Here is a 20,032-nt window from a genome sequence, read left to right as displayed (position 1 = left end):
GCGTTGACCATGAACGTTCCGGAGGGCGCCCTCGACGGGCTGCTGGTGGCCGACTTCAGCCGGGTGCTGGCCGGCCCGTACGCCACGATGCTGCTGGCCGACCTCGGGGCCGAGGTCGTCAAGGTGGAGCGGCCGGGCGCCGGGGACGACACCCGCGAGTGGGGGCCGCCCTACGGGCCGGACGGCGAGGCCACGTACTTCCTGGGGGTCAACCGCAACAAGCGCTCCATCGCGCTCGACCTGCGGGCGGACGCCGAGGTGGCGCGGGCGCTCGCGGCCCGCGCGGACGTCCTGGTGGAGAACTTCCGTCCCGGCACGATGGACCGGCTCGGCCTCGGCTACGACGCGCTGCGCGAGCTCAACCCCGGGCTCGTCTACTGCTCGATCACCGGCTTCGGCTCGGGCGCCGGAGCGGGGCTGCCCGGGTACGACCTCATCGCGCAGGCCGTCGGCGGCCTGATGAGCGTCACCGGCGACCCGGACGGCCCCGGCACGAAGGCGGGCGTGGCGCTGGTGGACGTGATCACCGGCCTGCACGCCGCGCTCGGCGTCATGGCCGCCCTGCGGCACCGCGAGCGTACGGGGGAGGGGCAGCGGGTCGAGGTGTCGCTCCTGTCGTCGCTGCTGTCGGCGCTCACCAACCACGCCTCCGCGTACGCCGCCGCCGGCGTGGTGCCGCGCGCGATGGGTAACCGGCATCCGAGCGTGGTCCCGTACGAGGTGTTCGAGACCGCCGACCGGCCGCTCGTGATCGCCGCGGGGAACGACCGGCAGTTCCAGGCCCTCTGCCGCGTGCTCGACCGCCCCGACCTGGCCGCCGACCCCCGCTACGCCACCAACGCGGGCCGCGTCGCCGCCCACGCCGGCCTGGTGGACGAGCTCAACGCCGCGCTGCGCGGCCGTACGGCGGACGCCTGGTTCGAGCTGCTCACGGCCGCCGGGGTGCCGTGCGGGCCGATCAACGACCTGTCCGCCGCGTTCGCGCTCGCCGCCGACCTCGGCCTGGAGCCCGCCGTGGACCTCGACGGCGTCGGCCAGGTCGCGAACCCCATCCGCCTCGCCGCCACCCCGCCCACCTACCGACGCCGCCCGCCCGCCCTCGGCGCGGACGAGGCGTGGGTCCGCGCGCTCCTGGAGGGCGATCCGCGAGACGAGTAACGCCGGGCGCGTGCCGGCGGATGTTCTCCATAATCGGTGCGGTCTCCGGGACGGACGGTTTGGAACGTGACAGTGCCCCCATCGCCCCCGGCGCCCAAGAAGAAGGATCACCGCGTCCAGATCGTCGTCGCGGTCATCGGCGCCTGCGCGGCGATCCTCGCGGCCCTCATCCCGGTGGTGGTCAGCCGGTTCGACGATCCCGAGCCGCCGACGCCGTCGCCCACGGCTGTCGCGGCGGTGAGCACCGCGACGCCGTCCGGGGAGGACCCGCCGCCCAGCGAGGATCCGCCGCCCGTGGACGAAACGCCGTCCGGGGACGACACGCCTTCAGGAGACAACACGCCGCCCGGCCCCGACCCTGCGCTCGCCGTGCCGCAGGACTACCGGGGCTCCTGGAGCGGCCAGGTCGACTGGCGTCCGCCGCTCCAGGGCTCCTACAGCACGACCCTCACCATCAGCGCCGGCTCCGTGGGCGCGATGGTCGGCCAGTTCAGCGTCGAGGGCGACACCTGCCGCGGCGCGCTCTGGCTGGAGTCCGGCGGCGGGCCGATCGTGCTGCGGCTGAAGACGACGTACGACGGGGGCGGCTGCTCCAGCCTCGCGGACGTGAAGCTGACCCTCGACGACGACGGCGACCTGCGCTATGAGCTGATCGCCGCCCAGTTCCCGCAGGGGTTCGTCAACCAGCCCGCGCCGCCCGCCGTGGGCACCCTCACCCAGGACTAGCGGGCCAGGTCCAGCACCGCGCGCACGACCTCGTCACCGTCCAGTAGCACCGGGTCGTTGTGGCCCGCCCCCGGCAGCTCGACCGTCGCCACCGGGCCGCCGGCCGCCGCGGCGACCTGCCTGCTCAGGTGGGCGGGCACGATCGTGTCGGCGGTGCCGTACACGACCACCGTGGGGACGCGGACGGAGGCGATCGGCCCGGCCACCGGGAAGCGGTCGCGCAGCAGCAGCCGCACCGGCAGGAACGGGTAGTTGGCCTGGCCGGCCGCCGCCAGGTCGGTGAACGGCGAGCGCAGCACCAGCCCCTCGGGCGGGTGCTCGGTCGCCAGCCGGGTGGCCACCGCCGCGCCCAGGCTCTCGCCGAAGTAGATCACCCTGGTGTCGCCGAGGAACGCGCGGGCGGCCAGGGCGTCCAGATGCAGGCCATCCTCCGAGGGGCTGCCGGGGTTGCCGCCGTAGCCGCGGTAGTCCACGAGCAGCACCGGCAGGCCGTGCGCGGCCAGGGCGCGGGCCAGCGGGGCGCGGTCCAGCCGGTTGCCCGCGTTGCCGCTCGTGACCAGCACGGCGGGCGTGCCCTCGCGGGAGCCCGGCACGTACCAGGCGGACAGCCGCAGGCCGTCGCGCGTGGTGAAGGAGACGTCGCGGGCGCCGGGGAGCACCGTGGCCGCCGGCGGCACCGGCCCGGGGTCGGGCAGGTAGATCAGCCGCCGCTGGGCCAGCCACAGCAGGCCCAGCAGCAGGAGCACGACCGCGAGGACGACGAGCGCGGCGCGCGTCAGCGACGTCATCCTCACACCGTACGCGCCGCCGTACGGTCCGCCGGCTACGCGACCACGCCGCCCGCCTGGACCACGTGGCGCAGGTGGCGGGCGGGCTCGGCCAGCACGCCGACGTCCTCCAGCGGGTCGGCGTCGAGCACCAGCAGGTCGGCGTGCGCGCCCACGGCCAGGGTGCCGATCTCGCCCGCCATCCCCACCAGTTCGGCCGCGCCCGTGGTCGCCGCCCGCAGCACGTCGAGCGGGCTCTGCACCTCCCGCCGCAGCCGGAACTCGTGGTTCTGGTGCCGCTGCATGCCGCCGAGCAGGTCCGTGCCGTAGGCCAGCTTGACGCCGGCGCGCGCGGCCCGCTCCAGCGCGGTCAGCCCGGCCTCCAGCACCGCGTCCACCTTGTGCCAGCTCGCCGCCGACAGCCCGAACGCGCGGCCCTCCTCCTTCAACGCCCAGTACGTCACCAGCGTCGGCACCAGGAACGCCTCCCGTTCCAGGAACAGCTCCACGCTGCGGTCGTCGATGAGGTTGCCGTGCTCGATCGAGCGCACCCCCGCCTCCAGTGCCCGGTTCACGGCGCGGGCGGTGTAGGCGTGGGCGGCCACGTACCGGTTGGCGGCCTCGGCCTCCTCGACGATCGCGCGCAGCTCCTCCATCGAGTACTGCGTCGAGTCGATGCGGTCGGTCGGCGAGGCCACGCCGCCGGAGGCCATGACCTTGACGTGGCAGGCGCCCTTGCGCAGCTCGTCGCGGGCGGCGGCGCGGACCGCGGACACGCCGTCGGCGATCCGGCCGACGCCCGCGCAGCACGGGTGGTCGTCCGTCAGGCGCTCGCCCCGGCCGCGGAAGTCGGCGTGGCCGCCGGTCTGGCTCAGCGCCTTGCCGCAGAACAGCAGCCGCGGGCCCCGGATGAGCCCTTCCGCCCGCGCGTCGGCCAGCCCGAAGTCGGCGCCGGAGTTGTCGCGTACGGTGGTGAAGCCCCGGGCCAGCGTCTCGCCCATGATGCGGACGGCGTGCGCGGTGACGTACGACGGGGACATCGCGGGCATCGCGCCGAGGTCCGCGGTCAGCGCCGTGACGTGCACGTGGGCGTCGATGAGGCCCGGCACCACGTACGCGCCCGCGCCGTCGATCACCCGCGTCCCGTCCGGGGCGCGCAGGCCGGTGCCCGTCTCGGCGACGCGGCCGTCGGCGCAGCGCAGGTCGCCCTCGGCGTACTCGCCGGTCTCGACGTCGAGGACGCGTACGTTCCTCAGCAGCAGGCTCAACGGACGGCGTCCAGCAGGGCGGGGACGGCCAGCGGGGCCAGCTTCTCGGCCGCGGCGACGGACTCGTCGTCGTAGGCGCCCTCGGCGTCGAGCAGGTTGAGCACGCCGACGACCTCGCCGTCCTCCACCACCGGCACGTTGATGACCGCGCCGCAGCCCAGGCTCTCGATGAGCGCGTGGTCGGCGAAGATCCCGCGCACCGCGGCCCGGTCCGGCCCGAGGTACGGCCTGCGCCCCTCGATGCACGTGGCCAGCCAGCCCTGCGCGATCTCCACGCTCTTCTCCCCGCCCACCGGGTACTGCTCGGGGTGGCTGGTGTGCACCCGGCGCAGCGCCTGCCGCTCGGGTATCCAGGCCAGCACCGTGAACAGCCGCACGCCGACCTCGTCGCGTACGCGCTCCTGCAGCTCCTCGAACGTCATCCTGTCGCCTCCTCGTCGATCGCGCAGCAATTTATAGTGCAGAACAGTGCAATTGCAATGGTCTTTGCAGATTGCTCGCCTGCGGAGGGCGTAGCATGATCGGCGGATTCGGAGCCGGGGAGAGGGAACTCGTGAGCGAGCGCGCCACCGACGATCTCGAAGGCTGGCTGCGGAGCCGTACACCGGAGCGCGGGCTGCGCGGCAAGTCGGCCGCGGTGCTGGAGCTGCTGCTGTCGCAGCCGCGGCGGGCCTCGTACGGGTCGGCGGGGGAGCTCGCCCAGCTCGCCGGCGTCAACGTCGCCACCGTGACCCGCACCGCCCAGGCGCTCGGCTTCGCCGGCTGGCCCGCCCTGCAGCAGGAGCTGCGCGCCCGCTACCTGTCCTCACTCAGCGCCGGCCAGGTCGCCGCCGAACACGATGCCGAGCATCGGAGCACCGGAGCGCCCGGCTCACCCGGCTCGCCTGGCGCTCGCTCGCTCCGCCGCGACCTCGACGGCCTCGCCCTGCTCAACCGGCGGCTGGACGAGCGCGTGCTGTCGACGATCGCCGAGGCCGTCGCCGCCGCCCGGCGCACCACGATCGTGGCCGACGGCAGCTATGCCGCCGTCGGCCTGGCGCTCGCCCACAACGCCCGGCTCGCCGGCTACCCCGTGCACGCCGTCACCGCCGGCTCCGAGCTGGTCAACGCCATGGCCAGCGTCGGCGAGGGCGACGTGCTCATCGCCGTCAGCTTCTGGCGGCTGTACGAGAACACGGTGCTGGCCGCCAACGAGGCGCGGGCACGCGGGGCGCGCGTCTTCGCCGTGACGGACGCCGCCAGCCCGGCACTGGCGGCCGCGGCCGAGGAGGTGGTGCTGGTGCCGGCCGAGGGTGAGGCGTTCTTCCCGTCGCTGACCGCCGGCATCGCTGTGGCGCAGGCGCTGGTCACCCAGCTCGCGGCGGTGGACCCGGCGCGTACGGGAGCGGCGATCGAGGCCGCGGAGTCCATGTGGACCCGCTTCGGCCTCCTCCACCGCCATCCGGCCCCACCCCGCTGACCCAGGACGTGGCGCCGGGGTCAGAGCCAGCTGGCGCGGAGGCTGGTGGAGGTGGTGGCTTCGTCGGGGGTGGCGGTGGCGCGGACACGGTCGAGGAGCCGTCCGACGATCTCGACGATCTCCGGGGCGCGTTCGCGCAGGCCGGTGACGTCGGCCGGGGTCGCCTCGCCCGGGTCGGCGCCGACCTCCTTCAGCACGCCCTCCAGGTCGGACAGCCGCTCGGCGAGCCACTTCAGCGGCTCGCCCGACAGCGCGTGGTCGAACACGCGCCGGCCCGGCTCCCAGCCGTTCATGCCCGGGTGGTGGTGGGTGCGGTCGAAGCTGCCGGGCGTGCCGGACACCGACTCCAGCAGGTCCACGCGCCACAGCGGGCGCTCGACGGTGATGGGCCGTGCCGAGTAGATGGAGCCCTTGAGTTCGCTCTGTTCGAGGCGGCGCAGCTCCAGCCGTACGCCGCGCTCGGCGCCCTCCTGGCCCCGCTCCGGGTTGGGATCGACGAAGTAGATGTCACTCACGGCCACGCCGATCTGCTCGAAGCCGAACAGGTAGAGCATGGGGACCACTTCCTTCGCAGGTAGCAGGTAGGACGCCTCCCGCCCAACGTAACCCGGCACGGTCGGCCCGGCCAGCCGCCCGTGGCCGGCTGCGGACGGCTGAGCGACCCCTCGGTGCGATCTTCGGCGGCCGGATGTGATGATGACGAAGAGCGTCGGACCGGGGAGGAAACGATCGTGGCGTCTTTCGCGGGCGGCGCGCTGCCCCCGGACCACGTCATCGTCTCAGCCCTGCGGGCGGGGGACGAGGCGATGTTCGCCGCGTTGCTCGACACCTGGTCGCGGGGCATGCTGCGGGTCGCCAGATCGTACGTCTCCACCGACGACTCGGCCGAGGAGGTCGTGCAGGACACCTGGCTGGCGGTGATCGGCGCGATCGACGACTTCGAGGGCCGCTCGTCGGTGCGTACGTGGGTCTACCGGATCCTGGTCAACGCCGCGAAGAAACGCGGTCTGCGGGAGAGCCGTACGCTGCCGTGGAGCGCGCTCGAGTTCGACGGCGGCCCGGGCGTGGACCCGTCGCGTTTCCACGGCGTGGACGCCGGCCTGCCGGGGAGCTGGAAGGTGGCGCCCGCGGCCTGGCCGACGCCGGAGAACCAGGCGCTCGCCGCCGAGGTGCGCGGCCTCATCGCCGAGGCGCTGGCCGAGCTGCCGCCCCGGCAGCGCATCGTGATCACTCTCCGCGACGTGGAGGGGTGCACGTCCGAGGAGGTTTGCGACATCCTGGACATCTCACCGGCCAATCAGCGGGTGCTGCTGCATCGCGCCCGGACAGTGGTCCGGGACCGGCTGGAGGGCTACTTCCGGTCGGTGATGGCGGCAGAATAGGTGAAACGGTTCATGGGCACAGAGGGTAAGGCGGGCAGCGTCGTGAAGCGGTTCACGTGCGGCGAACTGGTGGAAGTCGTCACCGCCTACCTCGACGACGCGCTCGACGAGCCGGACCGCGCCGCCGTCGAGAGCCATCTCGCCCGGTGCGCCGACTGCGGTCTCTACCTCGACCAGTTCCGCGCCACCGTGCGCGCCGTCGCCGACCAGCCGGGGGAGCAGCTCTCTCAGCCCGTCCGCGACCGGTTAATGGCGGCGTTCAAGGCCCGGCACCCGTCGTCCTGAGTCCCGGATCCGAGGGGCCGTCTGACAACTCCCCGGAAGGTCGTCTGTAACGTTCGCGCGGTTCGCGGATCTGTAGCTCCATGCGCCATGCGAGGGGAGCCCGATGACCGCCAGGCCCGCCGCACGCTCACGCCTGCCCGCGATCCCGCCCCTGCCCGAGGATCCGCCGGATCCGCCCCCCGGAGTCGCCCATGCCGACCGCCGGCCGGTGGGCGGCATCACCGGTGTGGCGGAGTTCGCTCGCGACTGTTTCCGTGAGCTCCCTCGGGACGGCGAGGGCGGGCGGGTGGGGGTCGAGCTGGAGTTCCTCGTCCACGACCGGGCCGCGCCGGAACGGCACGTCCCCATCGACGAGATCGCGCGGGCCCTGCCCCCACTGCCCGGCGGGAGCCGGGTGACGTTCGAGCCCGGCGGCCAGCTCGAACTCTCCGGGCCCGCGGCCCCGCTGGCGGAGGCCGTCACCGCGATGGCCGGCGACCTCGGCCTGGCCGGGCGGGCACTCGCCGGGGCCGGGCTCGCCCCGGCCGGAGTGGGCCTCGACCCGGTGCGCCCGCCTCGCCGCCAGCTCCGCCTGCCGCGCTACGACGCGATGGCGGAGTTCCTCGGCGGCCCGTACGGCCCGCTGATGATGTGCTCGACCGCCTCCGTCCAGGTCAACCTGGACCTGGGGGAGCGGCCGGGCGCCCGGTGGGAGCGGGCGCACCTGCTCGGCCCCGTGCTCGTCGCCGCCTTCGCCAACTCCCCGCTCGCCGGAGGCCGCCCCTGCGGCTGGATGTCCGGCCGCCAGGCCGTCTGGGAACGCCTCGACCCCACCCGTACGGCCCCCGTCCCCGCCACCGCCGACCCCGCCGAGGACTGGGCGGGCTACCTGCTCGACGCCCGCCTCATGCTCGTACGGGACGGCGCGGACCGCTGCCGCCCGGCCCGCGGCGGCGTCACCTTCCGCGACTGGCTCGCCGGCCGGCCCGGCGCGCCCGGCCGGCCGCCCACCCTCGGCGACCTGGCCTACCACGCCACCACCGTGTTCCCGCCGGTCCGGCCGCGCGGCTGGCTGGAACTGCGCTACCTCGACGCCCAGCGGCCGGACGCCTGGCCGGTCTGCGTGGCGGTCACGTACGCGCTGATCATGGACGACCGCGCCGCCGACGCCGCGCTCCAGGCCGCCGAGCCGTGCCGCGACCTCTGGAGCGAGGCCGCCCGCCGCGGCCTCGCCGCGCCCCGGCTGGCCCGCGCGGCGGAGGCGTGTTTCCGTGCCGCGCTGGAGGCACTGCCCCGTCTCGGCGCGAGCCCCGTACTGACCGGCGAGGTGGCGGCGTTCGCCGACCGGCACGTGAGCCGGGGCCGTTCGCCGGCCGCCGACCTGGTCGAGGCGGTGACAAGAGGACCTGGCAGCGGCCCGCCGACCTGGCTGACCTGAGAAAACGACGCATGCCCGGAGGGAACGACGCATGACCGAAAGGAAGGACGCATGACCGACCTCAAGGAACGCATCGCCGCCCAGCTCACCGCGGTGCGCGACCGGTCGCTCGGCTACACCGCCGCCGAGGACGACCTGCTCGTCCGCCAGCACTCGCCCCTCATGTCCCCGCTGGTGTGGGACCTCGCGCACGTCGGCAACTACGAGGAGCTGTGGGTGCTGCGGGCCGCCGCCGGGATCACCCCGTTGCGTCCCGAGATCGACGACATCTACGACGCGTTCAAGACCCCGCGCAGGGACCGGCCGGCCCTGCCGTTCCTGCGTCCGACGGAGGCCCGGGACTACATCGGCGGCGTACGCGGCCGGGTGCTCGACGTCCTCGACGCGGTGGACCTCGCCGACCCGGACCCGCTGCGCCGCGACGGGTTCGTGTTCGGGCTGGTCATCCAGCACGAGCACCAGCACGACGAGACCATGCTGGCCACGCTCCAGCTCGCCGGCCGGCCCGGCGTGGTCCGCGACGGCGACCTGCCGCCCGGCCTTTCAGCGGGGCCCGAGGAGGTGTACGTGCCGGAGGGGGAGTTCCTCATGGGCACCGACAGCCTGCCCTGGGCCTACGACAACGAGCGGCCCGCCCACCGGGTGGACCTGCCCGCGTACTGGATCGACCGGCTGCCCGTCGGCAACGCCGCCTACGCCGCGTTCATCGAGGACGGCGGCTACCACGACGCCCGCTGGTGGACGCCCGAGGGCTGGCGCTGGCGGCAGGAGAACGGCGTGTTCGCGCCGCTGTTCTGGACCAGGGACGGCGGCGCCTGGTGGCGTACCCGCTTCGGCCGGCCCGAGCCGGTGCCGATGGACGAGCCCGTGCAGCACGTCTGCTGGTACGAGGCCGACGCCTACGCCCGCTGGGCCGGTAAACGCCTGCCCACCGAGGCCGAATGGGAGAAGGCCTGCGGATGGGACGCCGCCGCCGGGCGGGCCCGCCCGTACCCGTGGGGCGAGCAGGACCCGACGCCCGAGCTGGCCAACCTCGGCCACCGGGCGGCGCGGCCCGCCCCGCTCGGCGCCTACCCGGGCGGCGCGAGCCCGTACGGGGCCGAGCAGATGGTCGGCGACGTGTGGGAGTGGACCGCCACCTGGTTCGACGGCTATCCCGGCTTCCGCGCCTTCCCCTACCGGGAGTACAGCGAGGTGTTCTTCGGCAAGGAGTACCGGGTGCTGCGCGGCGGGTCGTGGGCGGCCGACCCGGCCGCCGTCCGCACCACGTTCCGGAACTGGGACTACCCGATCCGGCGGCAGATCTTCACCGGCTTCCGCTGCGCGCGCACCGCCTCGCCGGAGGAGCGCTGATGTGCCGGCACGCCGCCTGGCTCGGCGCTCCGCGCCCGCTCGCCGAGCTGATCCACGAACCCGAGCACGGGCTGCTCAGGCAGTCGTACGCGCCGCGGCGGCAACGCCACGGCACGGTCAACGCCGACGGCTTCGGCATGGGCTGGTACGACCCCGGCCTCGCCACGCCCGAGCCGATCCGCTACCGCCGCTCGATCCCCATGTGGGCCGACGCCAACCTGCCTGGCCTCGCCCGGGTCGCCAGGTCCGGGTGCCTGCTGGCGGCCGTACGGTGTGCCACGGTCGGCATGCCGGTCGAGGAGAGCGCCACCGCGCCGTTCACGGAGGGGCGCTGGCTGCTCAGCCACAACGGGCGGGTCGACCGGGACGCGCTCCGCGACCTCGCCGAGGGCGCGGAGAGCGCCTGCGACAGCGCCTGGCTGGCGGCGGCCGTGTTCCGCCGCCTGCGCGCCGGCTGCGGCCCCACACCCGCGACCGCCACCGTGAACGCCCTGGGGGAGGCGCTGGCCGAGGTCGTGACCGGCGCCGCCACCAAGGACCCCGACGCCCGGCTCAACCTGCTCGCCTGCGACGGCGTCACCCTCGCCGCGACCGCCTGGGGCGACACCCTCTTCCACCGGCCGCACCCGGACGGCGTCCTGGTGGCCAGCGAGCCGCTCTGCGACGGCCCCGGCTGGCAGGCCGTGCCCGACCGGAGCCTGCTGCTCGCCACCGCCGACGGCCTCCGCGTCCAGCCGCTCTGACGTCCGCTCACGCCCTTGGGAGACCTCGTGCCCGTCAGCCAGTCCAACGTCCAGCTCGTCAACCACCTCGACCGCGACTACCTGCGCCTGGCGCTCGAACATGACGTACGCACCGGTTTGGCCGCCACCCCCAAGTGGCTGCCGCCGAAGTGGTTCTACGACGAGGCCGGCAGCGAGCTGTTCACCCGGATCACCCGGCTGCCCGAGTACTACCCGACCCGCCGCGAGCTGGCCATACTCCGCGCCGAGGCGGCCGGGCTGGCGGCGGCGAGCGGCGCGGACACGCTGGTCGAGCTCGGCTCGGGGACCAGCGAGAAGACCGTGCTGCTCCTCGACGCGCTCCGCGAGGCGGGCACGCTGCGCACGTACACGCCGGTGGACGTGGACGCCGTCACCCTCATGGCCGCGGCCCGCAGGCTCGCCGCCCGCTATCCCGGGCTCGCCGTACGGGCGGTGTGCGCCGACTTCGAACGCCACCTCGCCCTGCTGCCGCGTACCGGCCGCCGGATGGTCGCCTTCCTCGGCGGCACCATCGGCAACCTCGGCCCGGACGCCCGCCGCGCCTTCCTCAAGGAGCTGCGCGGCAACCTGCGGCCGGGCGACACGTTCCTGCTGGGCGCGGACCTGGTGAAGGACAGGGACCGGCTGGTCGCGGCCTACGACGACGCGGCCGGGGTGACCGCCGCCTTCAACCGCAACGTCCTGCGGGTGCTCAACCGCGAGCTGGACGCCGCCTTCGACCCCGACGCCTTCGCCCACGTCGCCCTGTACGACGAGCGCCACCAGTGGATCGAGATGCGCCTGCGCGCCACCCGCGCGATGCGCGTCCCCATCGCCGCGCTCGACCTGACCGTGGACTTCGCCGAGGGCGAGGACCTGCGTACCGAGATCAGCGCCAAGTTCCGGCCGGCCGGGCTGCGGGCCGAGCTGGCCGCCGCCGGTTTCACGGTGAGCCGCTACCACACCGACCCGGCCGGCGACTTCGCCCTGCTGCTCGCCCAGGCATGACCTCGCCGCCCACGACCGACACCGCCTGCGCGGGCGCGGCGTGGCGGGCGGCCCGCGCCGTCCTGCCGTCCGGGCACCTCGACGCGGCCGGCTGCAACGTACCCGCCGACCGTACGCTCGACGCCGTCATCAACCACCTCCACCTGGAACGGGAACGCGGCGGCTACCCGGCGGAACCGGACCTCACCGGCGCCCGCGCTACCCTGGCCGCCCTGACCGGCGCGGCGCCCGGGGACGTCGCCTTCGCCGAGAGCGGGACCGCCGCCATGGCCGCCCTGCTCGGCGGCTGGCGGCTGCCGCCGGGCAGCCGCGTCGGCCACCTCCGCGCCGAGTACGGCAGCACGCTCATGCTCCTGCGCCGCCTCGCCGCCGACCGCTCCTGGACCCTCGTCGAGCTGCCCGCCGACGCCGACGGCCGCGCGGACCTGGACGGCCTGCGCGAACGCCTGTCGGCGGGCCTGAGCCTGGTCACCGTCCCCCACATCGCCTCCCACCACGGCGTCGTCCAGCCCGCCGCCGCGATCGGCGCGCTGTGCCGGGCCGCCGGGGTTCCGCTGGTGCTGGACGCCTGCCAGTCGTTCGGCCACGTGGACGTCACCGGCGCCGGCGCCACCGCGTACGTCGGGACGTCCCGCAAGTGGCTCGCGGGCCCGCGCGGCGTCGGCTTCCTGATCGTCCCCGGCCTCACGCCCGCCATGGACGCCCCTTTCCCCGCGCTCCACGGCCATGCCGACGGCGTCCCGCTGCCGGGGGCCGTCCGCTACGAGGGCGCGGAGGCCGCGATGGCGGCCCGCCTCGGGCTCGGGGAAGCCGTACGGGAGCACCTGGCGCTCGGCCCCGCCGCCGTCCACGCTCACCTGGCCGACCTGGGCCGGACCACCCGCCGGACGCTCGACGGGGCGGGCGGCTGGCGCGTACGCGAACCGCTCGACGAGCCCTCCGCCCTCGTAACCCTCCGCCCGCCGCCCGGGGACTCGGCGGCGGACGCGAGGGCCCGCGCCGCCCGCGCTGGCCTCCTCGTCTCCGTGGCCCCGGCCGCGAGGGCCCCACTCGCCCTCACCGAACCCGTCCTCCGCGTCTCCCCACCCCCAGGCACACCCCCGGAGACCCTGGCCGCCCTGGCCCGCGTCCTGTCCGAACGCTGACCGTTCCCTCGCGCATCCGCCGCGAGTATTCCCGCCGCCCGCGCCGCGGATCGGCGCCCGCCCCTTTCGCGGTGATTTCCGATGTCACTCGATGAGGTCGCAGAGGGCCGGGCCCATCTGGTCGCCCACCATGTGCAGGGCGGTCTCGGCTCGTGAGGCGAGGACCAGCGGTGGGACCCCCGCCACGAGGTCGGCGTGCGCCAGCCGGTCGAGCGCGGCTCCCACGAGTGGCGCGGTGACACGGAGGGCCGCCTGCAGCGCCACCCCGCCCGTCGAACCGCCGTGCAGGACGATGTTGCGGCTGCGGTAGAGGCGGCGCAGCGAGACCTCGACGTAGCGGCGTACCCGGCCGAGCACCAGCGCGGGGTCGGCGAGGAGCGCGTGCATCCGGGTGACCGCCGCGATGTCGCTCCGCCGGCGCCAGGAACGTTCCAAAGGCAGGGAACGGCCCTGGACCAGCTCGGCGGCGATCAGGGTGGCGCGTTCGCGGTTGGAGCCGCAGAGGTCCAGGCGTTCGGCCAGGTCGCCGTCGCTGACGTGCCGGATGCGGTGGGAGAGCGCGGTCAGCTCGGCCCGCGGCCAGGAGCAGGCGACCAGCGCGGCGGCGCGGCCGGCGGCGACGACCCGTTCGCGCTCGTCAGGATCCCGGGCCTCGGTCAGCAACGACTCAAGAGCGCTCCACCCGCCGGCGACGGCCGGAGCGAGCGGGCCGTGGTTGAGTGCCGAGGCGATCTCCAACGCGTCGTCCACCGCGCTTCGCCGCCGGTCGTCGAGGCGCTGCGGCTCCGCGCCGACCACGTAGAGCTGGCGTTCGGCAGCCAGGGACAGGACCCGCGCGCCGCGAGCGGGCATCCGCAGCGGCATCGCCCGGCGCTGGTTGAGCACGACGGCGGTGTCGAAGGGGGACACCGAACCGGTGGAGGCGAAGCGGGCGCGGGCCTGGAGCCGTTCGACGACGTCGGAGACGATCTCCAGGGCGCGTTCGGCGTCGCGCGCCTCGACCTCGTAGGAGAGGGCGCCGGTGATCGGAGCGGTGGTCTTCGTTCCCGTCTCGGCCAGGAGGTCGGCCGCCTCACGCCTGCCGATCCAGTGCGGGAGGCCGGCCGTGAGCTCCCGGCCGTGCAGGTCGGCGAAGGGCACGACGACCTTCCAGGACGTCGGTGGACGGGTCAGCAGGGCCGCGGCCTCGGCGATCAGGTCCACGGCCGACAGTCCCAGCCTGCCGTCGCGCAGCCAGCGGCTGAGGCCGTCCATGCTGTGGCCGCTGTCGAGCAGGTGGGAGGCGACCGCGCGGGCGACCTTCTCCGGCGGAGGCGGGTCCGTCCCGGCGACGCACGCCGCCCAGCGGTCAAGATAGCCGGGGCGGCCGACGTCGATCAGGTGGCGCAGCTTCCTGCGGCCGTCGCTCGCCACCGTCAACGTCGTGCGGAGGCATTCCTGGAGTCGACGGCGGAAGACCTTCGTGCCCAGCGCCGGGTCGTCGCCGAGCAGCCGCTCCAGCTCGTGCCGCTGCCAGTCGAGCGCCGACTGCGACAGCACCCGCCGCTCCACCCAGCCGCCTGCCTCGTGCAACTCCTCCAGGGAGAGGAACGCACTGACGTCCCACAGGCGGCGGAACCAGGGAGTCGCCGCCGCGCAGAAGTTGAGCATGCGGGCGGAGACATGCTGGGAATAGGAGGAGGAGGCATCGCGCCCGGGGGACGTGTTGAGCATGCGGCGACCTTGGAGTGGGGGGCAACTCTGACTACGCAGAGTTTAGGGTAGTCATACCCTCCGTGTTTGTTGTAGCATCGAAGTGCCGGTCGAACGGCGAGAGACTTTTCCGGGGCTTCGGCCCCCCAGAGGGCGTGATCATATTGATCACGCCCTCTGTTTTTCTCGGCCCAAGAGGCTGGACATGGGATGTATGCCGGTGCGGAAGGCTGCGGCTCCCGAAAGTTTTGTCCGCAGTGGCCCAGACATGGGATGTCTGTTACGTTGCCGCTCATGGACCGCATCGACGCGCATCACCACGTCTGGGACCTCTCCGCCCGTCCGCACGACTGGCTCGACCCGGAGCCCATGGCGCCCGTGCGGCGGACGTTCACGCTCGACGACCTCGCCGGGCCGGCCGCCGCGGCCGGGGTGACCCGTACGGTGCTCGTGCAGGTGCTGGCCGACCTGGACGAGACGCGTGAGTTCCTGGGTCTGGCCGCAGCGTCGGAGTTGGTGGCGGGCGTGGTCGGGTGGGTGGATCTGACCGCGCCCGACGTCGCGGGCACGCTCGCGGCGCTGCCGCCGGGGCTGGTGGGCGTGCGGCACGGCGTGCAGTCGGAGCCGGACCCCGCCTGGCTCAACCGGCCGGACGTGCGGCGCGGCCTCGCCGCCGTCGAGGCCGCCGGGCTCGCCTACGACCTGCTCACGCTGCCGCACCAGCTTCCGGCCGCCATCGACACCGTACGGGCGCTGCCGGGCCTGACGTTCGTCCTGGACCACCTGTCGAAGCCGCCGATCGCCTCGGGTGAGCTGGAGCCGTGGCGGAGCCGGGTCAGGGAGCTGGCCGCGCTGCCCAACGTCTTCTGCAAGCTGTCCGGCATGGTGACCGAGGCCGACTGGGCGGCTTGGCGGGTCGGCGATCTGCGGCCGTACGCGGAGGTCGTGCTGGAGGCGTTCAGGCCGGAGCGGGTGATGTTCGGCTCCGACTGGCCGGTGTGCCTGCTGGCCGCCGAGTACGCGCAGGTGGCCGACGCGGCCGGCGAGCTGTGCGCGGGGCTGACGGAGGGCGAGCGGGCCGAGGTGTTCGCCGGCACGGCCCGCCGGGCGTACAAGCTGTCCTAGCCGCCGGGCGTGCAAGCTGTCCTGGCCGGCGGGCGTTCAAGCTGCCCTGGTCGGCGGGCGTGCAAGTTGCCCCGCCGGCGCGGCCGGCCCGCGCTGAGCCGTCCTCGGCCCGCGCTGAGCCTTCCCCGGTACGACCGCGGGAGTAGCCCGCCCGTCTCCCCACGTCCGATGACCGCTGCCCGCTTCCGGAGGCACGGTGGAGTCCTCGTCATCGGGAGGGGAGACATGGTGATTTATCCGGACCTGAGGGGCAAGGTGGCTCTGGTCACCGGCGGTTCCGGCGGCATCGGCGGAGGCACCGCCAGGCTCCTGGCCGAGCAGGGCATGCGCGTCGCCGTCAACGGCCGCGACCCCGCCGCCATCGCCGCCGTGGTCGAGGACCTCGGGGACGCCGCCATCGGGGTGCCCGCCGACGGCACCGACTTCGCCGCCGTCGAGGCCATGCGCGCCGAGGTCGAGCGGCGGCTCGGGCCGGTGGACGTGCTGGCGGCCTTCGCCGGGGGCGGCACCGGCCGGCCCGTGCCGCTCGACCGGATGAGCGAGGACGACTGGCACGCCACCCTGGACGCCAACCTGACCTCGACGTTCCTCGTGCTCAAGAGCGTCCTGCCAGGCATGCGCGAGCGCCGGGCCGGCTCGATCGTCACCATGGCGTCGCTGGCCGCCCGCCTGCCGACGGGGGCCTCGGCCGCGTACACGGCGGCGAAGGCCGGTGTGATCGCGCTGACCCGGCAGCTCGCCCACGAGCTCGGCCCGGCCGGCGTACGGGTCAACTGCGTGTCGCCGTCCACGATCATGACCGAGCGGCTGGCCGGGCGCCTGCCGGAGGAGCACGTACGGCGGCTGACGGCCGAGCACCCGCTCGGGCGGCTCGGCACGCCGCTCGACGTGGCTCACGTGACGGCCTTCCTGGCCTCCGACGCCTCGTCCTGGCTGACCGGGCTCACCATCGACGTCGCGGGCGGCAACTGGATGCCCTGACGGCATGACCAAGGTCCCTGCCCAAGGTCCCGCGATCTTCGGGCCCTAGTGCTCTGCGATCACGGCGGCGGAGACGGTGTCATAGAGATGTCAGAGAGACACCGGAACGAAAAGCCGGATCCCCAGAGGAGCCCACGATGGCGACCATCTTCCACCCCCGCACCGTCAACCCCGAAATCGTCGCCACCACCGACACCCCCGCCAAGAACCCCGTCCAGTACGTCTGGGCCGCCGCCCGCATCGCCCTCGGCTGGGTCTTCCTCTGGGCCTTCCTGGACAAGACCTTCGGCTGGGGCTTCGCCACCCCGGCGGCCAAGGCCTGGATCAACGGCGGCAGCCCCACCACCGGCTTCCTCAAGGGCACCGGCGAGAACGCGCTCGGCGGCTTCTTCAGCGCCCTGGCCGGACAGGTCTGGGTGGACTGGCTGTTCATGCTCGGCCTGCTCGGCGTCGGCGCCGCCCTTATCCTCGGGGTCGGCACCCGGATCGCCGCCGTCGCCGGCGCCCTGATGATGGCCCTCATGTGGGCCGCCGAGCTGCCCCTCACCACCAACCCGTTCATGGACGAGCACATCATCTACGCGATCGTCCTGGCCGGCCTGGCCCTCGCCAACGCGGGCGCCACCCTCGGCCTCGGCAACCTGCGGATCGTCCGTGAGCACGAATGGCTCAAGTGACTCCCCGCCGCACCGGTGCCCGGCCCCTCGAAGGGGCCGGGCATCACTGCTTTCCGGGGTCAGTGCGGGGTGGTGACCAGGCCGTACGCGCCGTCCGCCCGGCGGTGGACGACCCGGCCGGCGCCGGTGGCCGCGTCGGCGAAGAACACGAACGGGAACCCGCCCAGCTCCAGCCGCTCGACGGCGGCCGCGACGCTCAGGCGGGGCGCGGCCTCCGTGGCGACCGAGATCGCCGCGCAGGTCGGCGGCGGCAGCTCGGGCCGCGGATCGAGGCGCACCAGCCGGTAGCCGTCGGCGGTCCGGTGGACGAGGCAGTCTCCGCCGGTCACCGGGTCGACGAAGAGCAGGAAGTCGTGGTCGAGCTGGTCCATCTCCACGACCGCCTCGTCCGGGACGGCGCGCACCGCCGACAGGCCCCGGACGATCCGCGGCTCCCCGGCGTCCCGGCCGGCCTGGAGCCTCTGGTGGTGGTGGCGTCCCCGGCGGTTCTCCCAGTCGCGGGCGCTCTCCAGCAGCCGCGTACGGAGCCGGTCGCCGAGCAGGTGGATGGCGGCGCGCGTGGAGGCCGCGCCGGCCCTGGCCCTGACGAGCCGTCCCTGGACGTCCACGACGGCCTCCGCCGTGCGGCGCTCCTCGGGGCCGGGCGCGGTGGCGAGCGTGACCTTCGCGCCGAGCACCGGCTCGTGCGCGAGCCGGGACAACTCGGCGACGGTCTGCCTCGCGCGCCTGACGTCACCGGGCCGGACCCCGCCGCGGATCTTGATCTGCACGTCGGCGGGGTCGAGGGCGATGAGCCTGTGCCTCATGGGCGAGCACCTTCTTCGCGTTGATCGCGTTCGGTTGGTGCTACCACCCTCTGACCGGGGATGATCACGCGGCCAGGGACTTTCGTCCCGCCCGTGGCGGGACCTTGGCCCCGCCGGGACGGCGGGGCACGCGCCTTTCAGGAGGCGTCGTCGAGCGGGACCAGCTCGAAGCCGTTGACGATCTCCGGCTGGATGCTGATCACCTGGTCCATGCCGCCCTGCACCCACGGCTGGAGCAGCTTCTTGAACCGCTCCGCCTCCTCCTGGTCGGTCACCGGCCGGGCGATGCCGGTGACGATCACGCTCCAGCCCAACCGCTCGTACGGGTCCAGGTCGTCGGCCTCGAACGCGACCACGGCGGCGGCCGGCGCCACCTCCTTGCTCAGCACCGTGCCTGGGTTGGTGCGGATGACCACCCGGCCGTCGGCCACGACGTGGTTCACCGGGCGTACCGCGGGGAGCGCGTGCAGGGTGAAGACGACCCGTCCGAACGGTACGGACGCCAGCCGTCGCAGGGCCTCGGCCTCGGACAGTTCCTTGAGATCGCGTGCCGCCGTCATCCGGAACCGCCCATCGAGTTACACATCACCCTTCCATCGTGCCGCCCTGCCCGGGACGCCAGGTAGGGACCAAAGACCCTATCTGGACGGCCCGTCGTCCACGGAGGAGGCGGTCCCCTCGGAGCGCCCCCGTGAAGGGCGGTGCGGGCGGGGTCACAATCGCCGGCCGCGGGCCATGGCGTGGATCACTTAGGCGGCCCGGCAATTCATGTCCGGATTCTGTGACACAACTCATGCCGTAGGCCCTTTGGCGCGCCTAAAAAATCGGTGTTTCCGCAGGTCAACATGGGTGCGGAGTGAGTGTCCAAGGTCTGTCACGATCTATTGTTGGTGATCTGACCGTTATGTGACCTAGTTTCTGACTGTTATATTTTTGGCCATATTCTGCGCCTTGATCGCCGTCCGCACGGTCAGTGTCATTTCCCGATGGCGGACGGCTTTACGTTGCGGAGGCGCCTCTCCACCCCGAGGTGCGCCCCCCGTCAGCGCGAACGGAGAGTAATGGGCAAGTACCTGCTACGCAGGTTGGCGATAAACGTGATCCTGGTCGCCGTGGCGGCCAGCCTCGCGTACATGCTCGCCGCCAGCACGATGAGCCCTCGGGCCGCGTACCAGGGCCGCCAGCCTCCGATCCCCGAAGCGACGATCGACGCCACGCTCGACATGTACAACCTCAACGACAAGGTTCCCGTGCTCCAGCGCTACGCGACCTGGGCCACGGGCGTCCTGCAGGGGGACTTCGGCAAGACCTGGAACGGCGGTTCGGTCAACGACGAGATGGGCCGGCGGATCTTCGTCAGCCTCCGGCTGCTGCTGATCGGCACGTTGCTCGGCTTCGCCGTCGGCGTCGGGCTGGGAGCCATCTCGGCGGTCAAGCAGTACAAGGCCACCGACCGGTTAATAGGCGTCTCCTCCTTCGTGGTGCTGGCGATCCCCGTCTTCGTACTGGCCACCCTGCTCGCGATCGCGACGTACAACCTGAACCGCGGGCTCGGGTTCACGCTCATCGAGTACACCGGTGAGTACAACCCGCAGCTGTCCGGCTGGGACCAGTTCCTCAACCGGCTGAACCACCTGATCCTGCCGACGATCTCGCTGAGCCTCGGCTCGATCGCCTTCTACAGCCGCATCCAGCGCAACATGATGCTCGACGTGCTCGGCCAGGACTTCGTCCGCACCGCGCGGGCCAAGGGCCTGCGCCGCAGGACGGCGCTCACCAAGCACGCGCTGCGGACCGCGCTGATCCCGTCCGCGACGTACTTCGCCTTCGCGTTCGGGACGATGTTCACGGGAGCGACCTTCACCGAGAAGATCTTCGCCTGGCACGGGATGGGCGCCTGGCTGGTCGACGCGATCAACGCCCAGGACGTCAACTCCGTCGCCGCGGTGACCTTCTTCACCGCGATCTGTGTCCTGTTCGCCGCCTTCCTGTCGGACCTGCTGGTGGCGGCGCTCGACCCGAGGGTGCGGGTGAACTGAG

21 protein-coding genes are annotated in these 20,032 nt (G+C 73.6%); 14 read left to right on the top strand and 7 right to left on the bottom strand.

Features of this window, described 5'->3' with window-relative positions; all coding sequences use genetic code 11:
* The first annotated feature begins 9 nt into the window (after positions 1-9).
* Entirely contained in the window at positions 10-1,158 is a 1,149-nt protein-coding gene (locus tag BMW85_RS19800) for a CaiB/BaiF CoA transferase family protein (RefSeq protein WP_091083280.1), read from the top strand.
* Between the two features lie 66 nt (positions 1,159-1,224).
* Positions 1,225-1,884: a hypothetical protein gene (locus BMW85_RS19795; protein ID WP_143082337.1), complete on the top strand. Its 660-nt coding sequence runs from the start codon at positions 1,225-1,227 to the stop codon at positions 1,882-1,884.
* Here the strand turns inward: BMW85_RS19795 and BMW85_RS19790 are convergent.
* Genes BMW85_RS19790 through BMW85_RS19780 form a run of 3 tightly spaced genes read right to left on the bottom strand, consistent with a single transcriptional unit; the run spans position 1,881 to position 4,341 of the window.
* On the bottom strand, positions 1,881-2,672 hold the full coding sequence (locus tag BMW85_RS19790; protein ID WP_177240770.1) for an alpha/beta hydrolase: 792 nt from the start codon (positions 2,670-2,672) through the stop codon (positions 1,881-1,883). The two genes, BMW85_RS19795 and BMW85_RS19790, sit on opposite strands and share 4 nt — an antisense overlap.
* Before the next feature lie 35 nt (positions 2,673-2,707).
* Positions 2,708-3,919 carry a metal-dependent hydrolase family protein gene (locus BMW85_RS19785; RefSeq protein ID WP_091083275.1) on the bottom strand — a complete coding sequence of 404 codons (1,212 nt, stop codon included), beginning with the start codon at positions 3,917-3,919 and terminating at the stop codon, positions 2,708-2,710.
* Entirely contained in the window at positions 3,916-4,341 is a 426-nt protein-coding gene (locus BMW85_RS19780) for a GAF domain-containing protein (protein WP_091083273.1), read from the bottom strand. The genes BMW85_RS19785 and BMW85_RS19780 overlap by 4 nt, the downstream gene beginning before the upstream one ends.
* A gap of 131 nt (positions 4,342-4,472) precedes the next feature.
* Here BMW85_RS19780 and BMW85_RS19775 point away from each other — a divergent pair, with 131 nt between their 5' ends.
* Positions 4,473-5,378, top strand: a complete 906-nt coding sequence (locus BMW85_RS19775; RefSeq protein WP_091084061.1) for a MurR/RpiR family transcriptional regulator — start codon at positions 4,473-4,475, stop codon at positions 5,376-5,378.
* Between the two features lie 20 nt (positions 5,379-5,398).
* On the opposite strand, the gene BMW85_RS19770 is transcribed toward BMW85_RS19775, so the two are convergent.
* Positions 5,399-5,932 carry a hypothetical protein gene (locus BMW85_RS19770; protein WP_091083271.1) on the bottom strand — a complete coding sequence of 178 codons (534 nt, stop codon included), beginning with the start codon at positions 5,930-5,932 and terminating at the stop codon, positions 5,399-5,401.
* A 177-nt stretch (positions 5,933-6,109) separates the two neighbouring features.
* Between BMW85_RS19770 and BMW85_RS19765 the strand changes: the two genes are divergently transcribed.
* The 7 genes from BMW85_RS19765 (at position 6,110) to BMW85_RS19735 (ending at position 12,711) form a co-directional block, all read left to right on the top strand.
* Positions 6,110-6,760: an RNA polymerase sigma factor gene (locus BMW85_RS19765; RefSeq protein ID WP_091083268.1), complete on the top strand. Its 651-nt coding sequence runs from the start codon at positions 6,110-6,112 to the stop codon at positions 6,758-6,760.
* Between the two features lie 12 nt (positions 6,761-6,772).
* The gene (locus BMW85_RS19760) at positions 6,773-7,045 is read left to right on the top strand and encodes an anti-sigma factor family protein (protein WP_091084058.1); all 273 of its coding nucleotides are present in this window, start codon (positions 6,773-6,775) and stop codon (positions 7,043-7,045) included.
* A gap of 103 nt (positions 7,046-7,148) precedes the next feature.
* The gene (gene egtA, locus BMW85_RS19755; RefSeq protein ID WP_245774940.1) at positions 7,149-8,462 is read left to right on the top strand and encodes an ergothioneine biosynthesis glutamate--cysteine ligase EgtA; all 1,314 of its coding nucleotides are present in this window, start codon (positions 7,149-7,151) and stop codon (positions 8,460-8,462) included.
* Between the two features lie 51 nt (positions 8,463-8,513).
* The gene (egtB, locus tag BMW85_RS19750; protein WP_091083265.1) at positions 8,514-9,815 is read left to right on the top strand and encodes an ergothioneine biosynthesis protein EgtB; all 1,302 of its coding nucleotides are present in this window, start codon (positions 8,514-8,516) and stop codon (positions 9,813-9,815) included.
* Positions 9,815-10,558, top strand: a complete 744-nt coding sequence (gene egtC, locus BMW85_RS19745; RefSeq protein WP_091083262.1) for an ergothioneine biosynthesis protein EgtC — start codon at positions 9,815-9,817, stop codon at positions 10,556-10,558. Before egtB ends, egtC begins: the two co-directional genes overlap by 1 nt.
* Positions 10,559-10,585: 27 nt before the next feature.
* Positions 10,586-11,566 carry an L-histidine N(alpha)-methyltransferase gene (gene egtD, locus BMW85_RS19740; RefSeq protein WP_393180787.1) on the top strand — a complete coding sequence of 327 codons (981 nt, stop codon included), beginning with the start codon at positions 10,586-10,588 and terminating at the stop codon, positions 11,564-11,566.
* Entirely contained in the window at positions 11,563-12,711 is a 1,149-nt protein-coding gene (locus BMW85_RS19735) for an aminotransferase class V-fold PLP-dependent enzyme (protein ID WP_091083260.1), read from the top strand. Before egtD ends, BMW85_RS19735 begins: the two co-directional genes overlap by 4 nt.
* Before the next feature lie 84 nt (positions 12,712-12,795).
* On the opposite strand, the gene BMW85_RS19730 is transcribed toward BMW85_RS19735, so the two are convergent.
* Positions 12,796-14,424 (bottom strand): integrase, encoded by a 1,629-nt coding sequence (locus BMW85_RS19730; protein ID WP_143082336.1) that lies wholly within the window; start codon positions 14,422-14,424, stop codon positions 12,796-12,798.
* Between the two features lie 273 nt (positions 14,425-14,697).
* Here BMW85_RS19730 and BMW85_RS19725 point away from each other — a divergent pair, with 273 nt between their 5' ends.
* The 3 genes from BMW85_RS19725 to BMW85_RS19715 all read left to right on the top strand — a co-directional run bounded on the left by BMW85_RS19725 (position 14,698) and on the right by BMW85_RS19715 (position 17,186).
* Positions 14,698-15,528 (top strand): amidohydrolase family protein, encoded by an 831-nt coding sequence (locus BMW85_RS19725; RefSeq protein ID WP_091083255.1) that lies wholly within the window; start codon positions 14,698-14,700, stop codon positions 15,526-15,528.
* A gap of 225 nt (positions 15,529-15,753) precedes the next feature.
* The gene (locus BMW85_RS19720; RefSeq protein WP_091083252.1) at positions 15,754-16,509 is read left to right on the top strand and encodes an SDR family NAD(P)-dependent oxidoreductase; all 756 of its coding nucleotides are present in this window, start codon (positions 15,754-15,756) and stop codon (positions 16,507-16,509) included.
* Between the two features lie 137 nt (positions 16,510-16,646).
* A complete protein-coding gene (locus tag BMW85_RS19715; RefSeq protein ID WP_091083250.1) occupies positions 16,647-17,186 on the top strand; it encodes a DoxX family membrane protein in 540 nt (179 codons plus the stop codon).
* A 59-nt stretch (positions 17,187-17,245) separates the two neighbouring features.
* On the opposite strand, the gene BMW85_RS19710 is transcribed toward BMW85_RS19715, so the two are convergent.
* On the bottom strand, positions 17,246-17,992 hold the full coding sequence (locus BMW85_RS19710) for a sigma 54 modulation/S30EA ribosomal C-terminal domain-containing protein (RefSeq protein ID WP_091083248.1): 747 nt from the start codon (positions 17,990-17,992) through the stop codon (positions 17,246-17,248).
* Positions 17,993-18,129: 137 nt separating this feature from the next.
* Positions 18,130-18,552: a pyridoxamine 5'-phosphate oxidase family protein gene (locus tag BMW85_RS19705; protein WP_091083245.1), complete on the bottom strand. Its 423-nt coding sequence runs from the start codon at positions 18,550-18,552 to the stop codon at positions 18,130-18,132.
* A gap of 501 nt (positions 18,553-19,053) precedes the next feature.
* On the opposite strand from BMW85_RS19705, the gene BMW85_RS19700 reads away from it, so the two are divergent.
* On the top strand, positions 19,054-20,031 hold the full coding sequence (locus BMW85_RS19700) for an ABC transporter permease (protein ID WP_091083242.1): 978 nt from the start codon (positions 19,054-19,056) through the stop codon (positions 20,029-20,031).
* The last annotated feature ends 1 nt before the right edge of the window (position 20,032 follow it).

The sequence above is a fragment of the Nonomuraea wenchangensis genome, from assembly GCF_900111685.1.
GTDB lineage: Bacteria > Actinomycetota > Actinomycetes > Streptosporangiales > Streptosporangiaceae > Nonomuraea > Nonomuraea wenchangensis.
This window is presented reverse-complemented; position numbering and strand designations above follow the sequence as displayed.